This is a genomic window from Clostridium cellulovorans 743B, assembly GCF_000145275.1.
In the GTDB taxonomy this organism is placed as follows: Bacteria; Bacillota; Clostridia; order Clostridiales; family Clostridiaceae; genus Clostridium_K; species Clostridium_K cellulovorans.
Window position 1 is genome coordinate 2049878 of record NC_014393.1, and the last position, 11688, is coordinate 2061565.

An 11688-nucleotide genomic window follows, 5' to 3' on the forward strand; every position below is an offset into this window, starting at 1 on the left:
CATTTAAAAGATTAGGCATAACCCATACGGTTATGCCTTTTAACATTTAGATTTTGTCGAGTTTTTATTAAGCAGCTTCCTTTAATGTAGTTTCTTTGTATGTAGTATACATTGTCTTTTGATAGTCTACTATAAGCTTGTCTAATTTTTGACTAAGAGCAACTACATTGTCTGAAGTTAAAGGTGATTTACCCTTCACCTTATTGTTTAATAAAAACTTCAAATAGGTAATCTTAATTCTTAATGAAAATAAATAAAGGTTCATAATGATTTCTCCTTTACATCTCCTTATTTGTGTCTGTAAGTATATTTTACCAAAACAGAAAAAATGTGCAATGGGTTTTATATTACAAATTACACTTTTTTACACTAATTTATTACAAAATCCATTAAAAAACCATTACTTCCATAATATGTAAATAACCATGAAACTTCATCTTTCCTTATTTTGTTAAAAAGTCTCTGTTGAAATAAGTCTAAAACTTTTAATATTCAATAATAAATGTTTTTAATATAAGTTTTTGTTATAATATACTTAAAGGAATAGAAAGGTGAGGGATATTGATGGCGGTAAAAGTTGAAAATATGATATCGGATTTATTTTTAGAAGTTATAGTTGAGGGGAAAAAGGATGTTAGCATTTCTGTTAGTGATATAAATAGACCAGGACTTCAATTATCAGGTTTCTATAATTACTTTGCAAATGAAAGGGTTCAAATAATAGGGAATGCTGAGTGGAGCTTTTTAGATACATTAACTCCAGAATTGAGATATAAAAGAGTTAAAAAATTCTTTTCTTATGATTTACCATGTTTGATATTTGCTAGGGGATTGGATACTCATGAGGATGTATTAGAATTTGCAAAGCTTAACAATATTTGGATTCTTAGGACAGAGGATAATACGACTAGATTTGTAAATAAATTAATGAATTATCTAGATAAAAAATTAGCACCAGAGACTAGAGTTCATGGAGTTTTGGTAGATATATATGGTATGGGAATATTGATAACTGGGGAAAGTGGTATAGGAAAGAGTGAAGCTGCATTAGAGCTTATTAAAAGAGGACATAGGTTAATTACAGATGATGCAGTTGATATAAAAGAAATTGATGGTGTTTTATATGGAAGAAGCCCATACATTACTGAGGGAATGCTTGAAGTTAGAGGGATGGGAATCATCGATATACCTGCTTTATATGGATTAAGTTCTGTTCTTTCAGAGAAAAATATAGATCTTATTGTATATATAGAGCAGTGGAAAGATGGCAGAGATTATGATAGACTTGGAAATGATGAAACTACATATGAGATATTAAATACCCCTGTTAGAAAGATGGTACTGCCTATAAGACCAGGAAGAAACATAGCGGTTATTATCGAGGCTGCAGCAGCTAATTATAGATATGGTTTAACTTCTAAAGAGACTCCAGTGGATAAAATAAATAAAAGATTAGAAGGATTATAATTAGCAATGCTTAGTGAAGAAAAAAAGTCATTAAGAAAAAAAGCAAAGGGCTTAAGAAGTCAATTATCAGCAGATAAAAGAGCCTCTTATAATCAATCTATATTTGATAAGGTTTTGGGTTTTGATAGCTTTATAGAGGCTCAGTTAATTTTTACATATGTCAGTTATAAAGACGAAGTTGATACTATTGCTTTGATAAATTATGCAATAAATCATAAGAAGAGGATAGCAGTACCTAAGATTATTTCACTGGAAGAAGGTATGGTAGCTATTGAAATTAAGTCAATAGAGGAACTTAAAGAAAACTCCTTAGGAATTCTGGAACCAGTTGATTTTAAAAATCAGATTAATCCTTCAGAAATAGATTTTTCTATTGTTCCTGGACTAGCTTTTGATAGAAAAGGGGGAAGACTTGGTTATGGAGGAGGATTCTATGATAGATTCTTATCTAATCTTTCTGCAAATGCTAATATAGTTGCTTTGGCTTATGATTTTCAAATAGTAGATACGGTGCCTTGTGAGCAGCATGATATAAAAATTCGTGAAGTTATAACAAATTAAAGTTTGTATATTATAAAGTTGTATAACCAATACTATAGCTATAATATTAGGCATGGTGGTTATATGAGAATATTAGACATAGAGAATAATTTCAAGGAAGAGAGTAATGTTGACTTTCATAGAGGGTCTTATTGGATTATATTAAATGAGATAGAAGCTATGGAAAGAAAACGTGAGTTTAAAATTGACCAATGCTATTGCGAAGAGGCAATGCAAGGATTCCAGCCGTCGAAAATAACATTTTTTGATGGCTTTATTTTTATTTCAATAAATCTTTTAGATTATAAGGAAAGTCAACTTAATACTCTAGAGCTAGATTTGATTTTGACTAAAGAAAATGTGCTTATGATTCCTAAAAAAAATATGTTGCTAATCAATACTTTTATTGATGAAGTGATAAAATGCAGTTACCTTTTAAAAAAGGAAGCAAAATGTGATATATTAGTCTATTATATTTTAGATAGGATAATAGTTAATAACTATACTGTGATATCTAATATTGAGGTAGAAACGGATAGGGTAGAAATAAGTATTCTCAAGGGACCGAAACGTAAACACATAGATGAATTAATAAGGCTCAGAAGAGTTGTATTTAAGATAAGGAAATATATTAATCCGTTAAGATATATAGGGGATGCGCTTGTAAGCAATGATAATAAGGTGATAAATACGGAAAATGCTAAATATTTTGAGGGGTTAGAGAGTAAGATAGATAAGTTAATACAGGCATTAGAGAGTTTAGTATCAGACATAGGGCAAGTAAGAGAAGCTTTTGAAGCTGAAACAGCAAATAAAACTAATGAACTTATGAAAGCGTTCAGCTTAATTACAGGAATTTTCTTTCCAGTAAGTATTATCACAAGTATTTTTGGTATGGATGTGAAAAATATGCCACTGGCAGATAATGATTATGCATTTTATATTATTTTTGCAATAATGATAATTTCCTCAGGAATACTTATATATTTTTTCAAAAAGAAAAGATGGCTTTAATTTGAATATTATAAAGTTATCTAGTATTATTATATATAATTACATCATAAAAGGAGAAGACCAATGACAGAAGAGATTAGCTCAAAACTTATAAAAAAATACGAAAATGCATGGGAAAAATATTCAGAAGAAGATTTAAATAAAGTTTTTGCATTTAGCGAGGGATACAAAAGTTTTATGTCAAAATGTAAAACGGAAAGAGAATGTGTTACTGAGTTTATAAATCTTGCAGAAGCTCAAGGATATAAAAATTTACATAAAATAATTAGTGAAAAAACTCCAATAAAGCCAGGTGATAAGATATATGCTTCTAGTAAAGGAAAAACTTTAGTTTTATATACTATTGGAACTGAAAGTTTTGAAGAAGGTATAAATATGTTAGGAGCACATATAGATTCACCAAGATTAGATTTGAAGCAAAATCCATTATATGAGGATTCAGATTTAGCGATGCTTGATACTCATTATTATGGAGGAATAAAAAAATATCAATGGGTTGCTATTCCCCTAGCAATTCATGGAGTGGTAGTCAAAAAAGATGGAACTGTAGTCAATATAGTAATAGGAGAAGATGATAATGATCCAGTTTTCTGTATTTCTGATTTATTAATACATCTATCTGCAGATCAAATGACTAAAACTTTAGCAAAGGGAATTGAAGGTGAAAACTTAAATCTTTTAGTAGGAAGTATTCCTATAAAGGATAAAGATGAAAAGAGTAAAGTGAAACTAAACGTATTAAAACTTTTAAATGAGAAATATGATATTACAGAAGAAGATTTTGTATCTGCAGAAATTGAAGTGGTTCCAGCAGGGAAAGCAAGAGATTTAGGCTTTGATAGAAGTTTAGTTATGGCATATGGTCATGATGATAGGATTTGTTCCTATACGTCGTTCATGGCTATGTTAGAGGTTAAAAATCCAAAGAAGACAATTGCTACTTTATTAGTTGATAAAGAAGAAATAGGAAGTGTTGGAGCGACTGGAGCACATTCGAAATTTTTTGAGAATTCCTTAGCAGAAGTGATGGATGTTGCTGGACAATATAGTGAAATGAAATTAAGAAGAACTTTAGCTAACTCAAAAATGCTTTCATCGGATGTGACTGCTGCTTTTGATCCAAATTTCCCGGCAGTAATGGAAAAAAGAAATTGTGCTTATTTTGGAAAAGGTGTAGTTTTTGCAAAGTACACTGGTTCAAGAGGTAAATCTGGTTGCAATGATGCTAATGCAGAATTTATGGCTGAAATTAGAAGGATAATGGAAATGCATAATGTTTCTTGGCAGACTGCTGAACTTGGTAAAGTTGACCAAGGTGGTGGTGGAACTATAGCGTACATTACAGCAGAATATGGAATGGAAGTTATCGATTGTGGTGTGGCACTTCAGAATATGCATGCGCCTTTTGAAGTTGCTAGTAAAGCAGATATTTATGAAACTGCAAGATGTTACGAAGCGTTCTTAATAGAAGCTTAGAAAAGAATAGTTGTTTGTTAAAAGTTAATTGCTTATAGATGGTTAATTTCATCATCTATAGGCAATTTTTAATGCGTTTAATATATTTAAGAAAAATAATTTTAATAAATTTAGGTTTTTAAATAGATTTCTATTAAGTTCAGAGTCTATATTATAAATGGATAGATACAAATATATTTACAAAATAATTACAACATGATATAGTCACTATAGAAGTATTTTATGTATACGATTTAAAAAGAAAAAAATTTTAAATTATATTTGTTAGCTGGTGAATTTATGAAACATCAATATAGATTTTACAGAAAAAATTAGATAGTTTAAATATAATTTATATGTTTCAATTTTAATAATACAAAAGAAAGCTGGGAAGAATATGAAAAAGGCTTTGTTTCCTATTATAATACCAATGATTATTGTGATAACAATTGGTTTATATCTTCTAGGATTTGCTTATATACTTACTAAAGCGAATTGTTTAGCAGTTAGAAGTGTTTTTGTATTTTTAGCTGGAGGGATAATTGCTTTTCTTTATCTTATAATAAGAAAATTAATTGATAGTTTGCAAGTAGTAGATGAGAAAGATGATGATGAAACTTGAAAATATTGATTATATTTAATTGTAGTATCTATCAGTGATAATAATATAAAGTACATATATAAACAGGGTACTCTTTGAGTAACCCTGTTTTTTTAGATTCACATAATTTTACCTTGAAAATTTTTAATTAAAAAATATTATACAGTATTATATTTGCCAAGTGATATTAATAGTGGATTATTTTACTTTAAGAAGTATAAGCATTGGTATTTTTAGAATTATTCTAAACTATCTAAGAATATCTGTAATTCCGTATCAGATAAAGGACATGAGCCTATTGTTCCATGACGTGTATCAATAGGGTCTTCTGTGTGGAAGTCTGAACCTGCAGTAACTAAAAGATTATTCTTCTTAGCTATTTTCAGTAGCTTTTTAGTAGCTTCAGAATTGTTTTGAATATATCTAGCTTCTATACCATCGAAATTAAGTTTAATTAGTTCCTCAATAGAATTTTTTCTTATGAGTACAGGGTGTGCTAAAATTACTTTTGCACCAAAAGATTTTAAAATTTTTATACCTTCATCTGTTGAAAGTTCTATTGCTGGAATATAGGCAGGGCTATTATTAGATAACATTGTATCGAATATTTCATCATAAGTATAAGGATATCCAGCATCAATAATTGTTTTGGCTAGATGTGGTCTTGCTATAACTCCATTAGCTTTTTTTGCTGCCTTTTCATATTCTATAGATACATCAAAATGTTTTTTTAGGTTAGAAATAATTTTTTCTGCACGACTAATTCTACTATTCTCTATGGAGTCAAAAAATGCTTGTAACTTTGGGTTTTTATATTGGTCATCTTTAAAGAATCCTAATATGTGAATAGTTTCATTATTAAAAAGGGTAGAGAGTTCTACACCAGGTATAACCTTTATATTATGAGTTAATCCTGCTAAGATAGCTTCTTCAACTCCTTTTGTATTGTCATGATCAGTTAAGGCTATAACATCTACTCCATTGTTTTTTGCTAAAGTAACAATTTCTGTAGGTGATAAGGTGCCATCTGACGCTGTGCTGTGAATATGAAAATCGCCTTTAATCATTATTTCCTCCTGTAATATGTTTTATATAAAGTATAACTATCAATATGTTTTTATATAAAGTATAACTATAAGAACAAATATATTCAACATAGTTTTATAATAAATATTAGCGAATTTACAGGTTTATAAAATTATTATAATAATTTATAATAGTTTAATGGTACTGTTAAGCTGAAAGGAGGTTGTAATATGGAGGTAGTTAATGAAATATTAGAAAACTCTTTATATAAAGAAGCGCTAAAAAGAAATAACACCTATGAAGAAAATAGAATTTTTTGCAAACATAATTTAGAACATTTTCTTGATGTAGCAAGAATTGCTTATATAATAGTCTTAGAAAATAATCTAGATTACAAAAAGGAAATAATTTATGCAGTAGCATTACTTCATGATATTGGACGATATAAGCAATATGAAGCTAATATTCCACATGATATTGCAAGTGTAGAACTTGCAGATATAATCCTTAAGAACATTGGATTTTCTGAAGCTGAGAAGGAGAAAATACTTTCATGTATTAAAAATCATAGAAACAGCAGTAATGAGAGGTTTTCTTTGGAGGAAATAATATATATTGCTGATAAAAAGTCTAGAAGTTGTTATAATTGTAGTGCTATAGAACTTTGCAATTGGACAAAGGAAAAGAAAAATCTTTGCATAATATATTAATAAAAGGTGGGATACTCTTTGAAGATTGGAAAAAGGGAGTTTATACTAGGTGAAAAAACATACATAATGGGGATTTTGAATGTAACTCCAGATTCGTTTTCTGATGGAGGAAAATTTAATCAAGTGGATTTAGCAATAGAGCAAGCAAAAAGAATGATTGATGAAGGTGCTGATATAATTGATATCGGTGGTGAATCAACAAGGCCTGGCAGTGCTTTTGTTGATATAGAAGAAGAATTAAGGAGAGTTATTCCTGTTATAGAAGCTTTATCAAAGGAAACCGATGTTGTGATTTCGATAGATACATATAAATCAGAAGTAGCAGAAGCTGCGGTTAAGGCTGGGGCTACATTAATAAATGATGTGTGGGGATTTAAAAAAGATAAGAATATGGCATCTGTAGCAGCTAAATATGATGTAGCTTCTTGCTTAATGCATAATAGAGAGAACAATATCTACGAGGATTTGATAGAAGATATGAAAAAAGACCTTGTAGAGAGCATCAATATAGCTTTAAATGCGGGAGTTAAAAAGGAAAATATAATTTTAGATCCTGGTATTGGTTTTGCTAAGGATTATAAACAAAATTTAGAGGCAATTAATAGGGTGGATGAACTAAAATCTTTGGGTTATCCTATATTATTGGCCACATCTAGGAAATCGGTAATAGGTACTACTTTAGAGTTACCTACTGATGAAAGAGTAGAAGGAACTGTCGCAACTACTGTAATTGGTATAATGAAAGGATGCGATTTTGTAAGAGTTCATGATATAAAAGAAAATTTTAGAGCAGCAAAAATGACAAATGCTATTATTAAGGAGAATAAATGGATAAGATAATCATAAAAGATTTAGAAATATATGCTAACCACGGCGTGTTTAAAGAAGAAAAAACTTTGGGGCAAAAGTTTATTTTATCTATGGAATTATATTTAGATATGCGGGAAGCAGGAAATACAGATGACCTAACGAAATCTGTTCATTATGGCATTGTGTGTGATCAGGTTGATAAATTTTTTAAGGAGAATACATATGACTTGATAGAAAAAGCGGCGGAGGAGACTTGTAAGTTTATATTAACTACATTTAAAGATATCAAGAGAGTTAAGTTAATGCTAAAGAAACCTTGGGCACCTATTGGAAAGCCATTAGATTATGCAGCTGTGGAAATTGAAAGAGAGTGGCATAGAACTTTTATATCTGCAGGTTCAAACATTGGAGACAAAATGGGAAATATAAAAAAAGCTATTGAACTTTTGGATTCTAGAGATACTATTCAAGTAGAAAAAATATCTAAGTTCTATAATACTGAACCTTGGGGATATACAGATCAAGAAGAATTTTTAAATTGTGCTTTTGAGATAAAAACTTTATTATATCCAAAGGAACTTATGGGGTTACTTCTTACTATAGAAAAAGAATTAAAGAGAGAAAGAACAATAAAGTGGGGACCTAGAACCTTGGATTTAGATATAATATTTTATGATGATTTCATAAGCGATGATGAAGAGGTTATTTTGCCTCATCCAAGAATGCACCAAAGACAATTTGTACTAAAGCCATTAAGTGATATAGCACCATATTATGTACATCCAATTCTAAAAGAATATATAATTGATTTAAGTTCTAAATTACCTGAATTAAAATAAAAAAAAGGTTTGACTAAAAATAAGTTAGTCGAACCTTTTTAAAAGTAATCTTAAAAATATGTCAGCTAAGATCAGTTACAACCTTGGGAAGAGATATTTTGATAATCCGTGCAAATTATAAGATTTTGGAGCATTAGAAATATCTATAAAATCTTTTTGGTATTTTCCGTCCCAAGGATACAGGGTTAAGTAATTTTCATTATATACATCAATAACAAATGTTTTATCGTTTGAGAAAGTAATATAGTATCTGTAAACAGGATTTTCTGGAGTATACATTGGCTCGTCTAGAAAGTTTTCTTTTTTCAGGCTATCAAAGAGATTTTTAATTATGTAATAAAGTTCCGTATTTAAAACTTTGTCTTTGCTGTAATTGGTTTCATAAACAGAAATAGATTTGATTTTATTAGTATTCATGTTCTGTATAAATAAATTAGTGTAATAATTACATGAAGGTTTTTTATCATCTACAACGGTGTTTTTACACCCTGTCAGAACTAGCATAAGGCAGAGACATAAGGATAATAACCTTTTAAACTTCATCATTTCACCATCCTTCCATAATTAAAATATGAAAAGAATAGTAGACTTATTACTCACGCAAAAAAAGAAATAGCCTCACCTTAGTGAGGTTTTATATTTGGGAAATTTAATTTTAATAATTAAACTTTATTATTATTTCTTTTATAGCACCTTTTGAGTTTTTTCTGATACTAAAATCTTTTATATCCTTATTATCATGTTCAAGTTGATAATTTAATTCATTTATTGTAGCTTTTACTTTTTTGCACATATCCCCGTCTTCAACAACAACAAATCTTGATTTTTTACATGTAGTTTCATTGTTAATATCATCTAAAATAACAAAGTATTCTGGGCCTTCTTCAACTACTAAGTATTCTTTGCCTATAGATATACTTGAACACATATCGTTATTAATACATTTTATCTTCATTATAAAACCCTCCCTAACTCTTGGATGATTATATTATAATTTAAAAATCATTGAAATTCAAATATTTAAAATGGAATTTAATTGAGAAAAACTATTGATTAAACTATTTTGATTAAGTTAATAATTATAAGAAAAAATATATCATTTTTATTATAATTTGTATACGAAAACAATGGGGTATAATATACTGGTAGGGAGTATATTTATTAAAAATCAATAAGAGGGGAGATATAATGGATGAACAAAATAAACTGTTAAGAGAAATAGATGTATTTATCATAGGAAGCGGTCCTGCTGGTTTAACTGCTGGAATTTATGCTGCTAGAGCTAATTTAGATGTTGTGGTTTTTGAAGATATGGTTTCAGGGGGTCAAATAAGGCAGACATATACAGTGGAAAATTATCCAGGACATTTATCCATTGATGGCAATGATTTAGCTGATAAAATGCTTGAACAAGCGAAAGGCTTGGGTGCAAAAATAGAAGAGTATGATAGCATTATATCTATTAAGATTACAGATATAGATAAAGTTATTGAAACTTATAAATATATATATAAGCCAAAGGTTGTTATAATAGCAACTGGAGCTGAACCTAAAAAGTTACCAGTAGAAGAAGAAGAAAAATATGCAGGTCGCGGAATACATTACTGTGCTGTTTGTGATGGAGGTTTTTATAGAAATAAATCCATAGCAGTTGTAGGCGGAGGAAATACTGCATTAGAAGAAGCAATATATTTAAGTAGATTTGGTAACGTAAAGATCATTAGGAGGAAGGATTATTTTAATGGAGAAAGAGTAAATCTTAATGAAGTTAATAGAAATCCTAATATTGAAATTATATGGAATAGTGATGTGAAAAAAGTTTGTGGTGAAGATTTTGTAGAATATGTAGTCCTTGAAGATACTGTTACTAAGAAAAATAGAAAGATTTCCATTGATGGAATCTTTGTTGCTATAGGTGTTACTCCAAAGACTGAAATATTTAGGGATTTTGTTAATGTAAATGAGTCAGGATATATAATAGCAAATGAAGCTACAATGGAGACTAATATAAAAGGGGTTTATGCTGCTGGAGATGTTAGAGAAAAATTGTTTAGGCAGATTACTACAGCTGTAAGTGATGGAACCATAGCAGCGTTAATGGCTGAAAAATATATTCAAGGATTGAAGAAGGCATAAGGAGTGGCTATGACAAAATGTTTTTAAAACATTTTGTCATAGCTATTTATAATTTATTTAGTATATTGTATAGAAAATCCTCCTTTAGCTAAAGGTGAGAAAATATAACCTTGGCTACTAAAGTAATCAATAATTTCTGGCAATGAATCAACTGTACTTTGTTTTGTATTTGAATCATGCATTAGTACTATTAATTTATTTTTATTAAGAGAAGTATGTTTTACTTTCTCAATAAGTTGGTTTCTATTCAGAGCTTGTCCTTCAGCATCTCCATTTAAAGAATTCCAATCAAAATATTCTATGCCACGGGTTTTTAATTCTTTTGTAAGTGATTTCATAATATCATTTTTTCCATAGCCAGTATTTGAACCGCCAGGAAATCTCATAATATCTGGAGCAAAACCTATTATTGATTGAAGATATGAATTAAGTTTATCATAGTCTTCAAAAAAGGCAGATTCACTTTGATAAATACGAGAAAAATCATGAGAATAAGTATGATTGCCAATAGCATGTCCATCTTCATGAATCTTTTTGTATATAGCATCGCAATTAGGATGATAGTTAACAAAAAATGTTCCTTTAACGTTTTTTTCTTTTAGAATATCTAATATTGTTAGAGTATTTTGGGAAGGACCATCATCAAAAGTTAAATAAACAACCTTAAGTGACTCATTATATACAGGAGTTTTTCTGGGTGTTATGTTAATATTTACAGCTTGGTTAAAACTGCGAATTGAAGTTACTTTGCTATTTAAAGGTTCATTAGACACGTATAATACAAGATTGTTACAAAGCTTTTCTTCTAAAGTTTTATAACTAAAGCCAATTAAAATTATAAATAACAATACTAAAAGTGTAGTGGCTAATCTAAAATTTATCATAAAAAATGCAGACTCCTAAAAAATATAATTTTATAAAACTTAATGCAGTATATATAAATAAAATATTAGAATAAAAATTGTAAGTATAATATTAAAATAAAAATTATATATAAAACATAATCTTATAAGTAGTTTATAGAGAAAAATATCAAATTACAAGAGATAAGTAAAAGAAAAAGGGGGATTATTATACTTAATTATACACT

The 11688-nt window shown here is 29.0% G+C and carries 14 protein-coding genes; 9 read left to right on the plus strand and 5 right to left on the minus strand.

All coding sequences use genetic code 11. From position 1 onward, the window contains the following. Positions 1-67: 67 nt before the first annotated feature. The gene (locus CLOCEL_RS08395) at positions 68-265 is read right to left on the minus strand and encodes an aspartyl-phosphate phosphatase Spo0E family protein (protein WP_010077374.1); all 198 of its coding nucleotides are present in this window, start codon (positions 263-265) and stop codon (positions 68-70) included. Positions 266-564: 299 nt separating this feature from the next. Here CLOCEL_RS08395 and hprK point away from each other — a divergent pair, with 299 nt between their 5' ends. The 5 genes from hprK (at position 565) to CLOCEL_RS08420 (ending at position 5098) form a co-directional block, all read left to right on the plus strand. Further along, a complete protein-coding gene (gene hprK, locus CLOCEL_RS08400; protein WP_010077373.1) occupies positions 565-1467 on the plus strand; it encodes an HPr(Ser) kinase/phosphatase in 903 nt (300 codons plus the stop codon). 6 nt (positions 1468-1473) lie between these two features. Then, on the plus strand, positions 1474-2028 hold the full coding sequence (locus CLOCEL_RS08405) for a 5-formyltetrahydrofolate cyclo-ligase (protein WP_010077372.1): 555 nt from the start codon (positions 1474-1476) through the stop codon (positions 2026-2028). Positions 2029-2091: 63 nt separating this feature from the next. Further along, positions 2092-3021: a magnesium transporter CorA family protein gene (locus CLOCEL_RS08410; RefSeq protein WP_010077371.1), complete on the plus strand. Its 930-nt coding sequence runs from the start codon at positions 2092-2094 to the stop codon at positions 3019-3021. A 63-nt stretch (positions 3022-3084) separates the two neighbouring features. Further along, positions 3085-4497 (plus strand): aminopeptidase, encoded by a 1413-nt coding sequence (locus tag CLOCEL_RS08415; protein WP_010077370.1) that lies wholly within the window; start codon positions 3085-3087, stop codon positions 4495-4497. Between the two features lie 376 nt (positions 4498-4873). Further along, a complete protein-coding gene (locus CLOCEL_RS08420) occupies positions 4874-5098 on the plus strand; it encodes a hypothetical protein (protein ID WP_010077369.1) in 225 nt (74 codons plus the stop codon). Between the two features lie 218 nt (positions 5099-5316). Here the strand turns inward: CLOCEL_RS08420 and CLOCEL_RS08425 are convergent, their stop codons facing one another. Further along, a complete protein-coding gene (locus CLOCEL_RS08425) occupies positions 5317-6144 on the minus strand; it encodes a phosphatase (RefSeq protein WP_010077368.1) in 828 nt (275 codons plus the stop codon). Between the two features lie 189 nt (positions 6145-6333). Between CLOCEL_RS08425 and CLOCEL_RS08430 the strand changes: the two genes are divergently transcribed. The 3 genes from CLOCEL_RS08430 to folK are packed head-to-tail and all read left to right on the plus strand — an operon-like array spanning position 6334 to position 8462. After that, positions 6334-6813 (plus strand): HD domain-containing protein, encoded by a 480-nt coding sequence (locus CLOCEL_RS08430; RefSeq protein WP_010077367.1) that lies wholly within the window; start codon positions 6334-6336, stop codon positions 6811-6813. 18 nt (positions 6814-6831) lie between these two features. Next, positions 6832-7653 carry a dihydropteroate synthase gene (folP, locus tag CLOCEL_RS08435; RefSeq protein WP_010077366.1) on the plus strand — a complete coding sequence of 274 codons (822 nt, stop codon included), beginning with the start codon at positions 6832-6834 and terminating at the stop codon, positions 7651-7653. Then, positions 7641-8462, plus strand: a complete 822-nt coding sequence (gene folK / locus CLOCEL_RS08440) for a 2-amino-4-hydroxy-6-hydroxymethyldihydropteridine diphosphokinase (RefSeq protein ID WP_010077365.1) — start codon at positions 7641-7643, stop codon at positions 8460-8462. The genes folP and folK overlap by 13 nt, the downstream gene beginning before the upstream one ends. Before the next feature lie 75 nt (positions 8463-8537). Here the strand turns inward: folK and CLOCEL_RS08445 are convergent, their stop codons facing one another. Next, positions 8538-9008: a DUF4883 family protein gene (locus tag CLOCEL_RS08445; RefSeq protein WP_013291688.1), complete on the minus strand. Its 471-nt coding sequence runs from the start codon at positions 9006-9008 to the stop codon at positions 8538-8540. A gap of 109 nt (positions 9009-9117) precedes the next feature. After that, positions 9118-9417, minus strand: coding sequence for a hypothetical protein (locus tag CLOCEL_RS08450; protein WP_010077363.1), 300 nt, complete (start codon positions 9415-9417; stop codon positions 9118-9120). Positions 9418-9650: 233 nt separating this feature from the next. Between CLOCEL_RS08450 and trxB the strand changes: the two genes are divergently transcribed. Next, entirely contained in the window at positions 9651-10598 is a 948-nt protein-coding gene (gene trxB / locus CLOCEL_RS08455) for a thioredoxin-disulfide reductase (protein ID WP_010077362.1), read from the plus strand. A gap of 53 nt (positions 10599-10651) precedes the next feature. Here trxB and CLOCEL_RS08460 read toward each other — a convergent pair whose 3' ends face one another. Continuing rightward, the gene (locus tag CLOCEL_RS08460; RefSeq protein WP_010077361.1) at positions 10652-11482 is read right to left on the minus strand and encodes a polysaccharide deacetylase family protein; all 831 of its coding nucleotides are present in this window, start codon (positions 11480-11482) and stop codon (positions 10652-10654) included. Between the last annotated feature and the right edge of the window lie 206 nt (positions 11483-11688).

What these genes read in the sequence shown, in the direction of transcription:
- CLOCEL_RS08395 (WP_010077374.1), bottom strand. Translation starts at nt 265, where the DNA reads ATGAACCTTTATTTATTTTCATTAAGAATTAAGATTACCTATTTGAAG.
- hprK (WP_010077373.1), top strand. Translation starts at nt 565, where the DNA reads ATGGCGGTAAAAGTTGAAAATATGATATCGGATTTATTTTTAGAAGTT.
- CLOCEL_RS08405 (WP_010077372.1), top strand. Translation starts at nt 1,474, where the DNA reads ATGCTTAGTGAAGAAAAAAAGTCATTAAGAAAAAAAGCAAAGGGCTTA.
- CLOCEL_RS08410 (WP_010077371.1), top strand. Translation starts at nt 2,092, where the DNA reads ATGAGAATATTAGACATAGAGAATAATTTCAAGGAAGAGAGTAATGTT.
- CLOCEL_RS08415 (WP_010077370.1), top strand. Translation starts at nt 3,085, where the DNA reads ATGACAGAAGAGATTAGCTCAAAACTTATAAAAAAATACGAAAATGCA.
- CLOCEL_RS08420 (WP_010077369.1), top strand. Translation starts at nt 4,874, where the DNA reads ATGAAAAAGGCTTTGTTTCCTATTATAATACCAATGATTATTGTGATA.
- CLOCEL_RS08425 (WP_010077368.1), bottom strand. Translation starts at nt 6,144, where the DNA reads ATGATTAAAGGCGATTTTCATATTCACAGCACAGCGTCAGATGGCACC.
- CLOCEL_RS08430 (WP_010077367.1), top strand. Translation starts at nt 6,334, where the DNA reads ATGGAGGTAGTTAATGAAATATTAGAAAACTCTTTATATAAAGAAGCG.
- folK (WP_010077365.1), top strand. Translation starts at nt 7,641, where the DNA reads ATGGATAAGATAATCATAAAAGATTTAGAAATATATGCTAACCACGGC.
- CLOCEL_RS08445 (WP_013291688.1), bottom strand. Translation starts at nt 9,008, where the DNA reads ATGATGAAGTTTAAAAGGTTATTATCCTTATGTCTCTGCCTTATGCTA.
- CLOCEL_RS08450 (WP_010077363.1), bottom strand. Translation starts at nt 9,417, where the DNA reads ATGAAGATAAAATGTATTAATAACGATATGTGTTCAAGTATATCTATA.
- trxB (WP_010077362.1), top strand. Translation starts at nt 9,651, where the DNA reads ATGGATGAACAAAATAAACTGTTAAGAGAAATAGATGTATTTATCATA.
- CLOCEL_RS08460 (WP_010077361.1), bottom strand. Translation starts at nt 11,482, where the DNA reads ATGATAAATTTTAGATTAGCCACTACACTTTTAGTATTGTTATTTATA.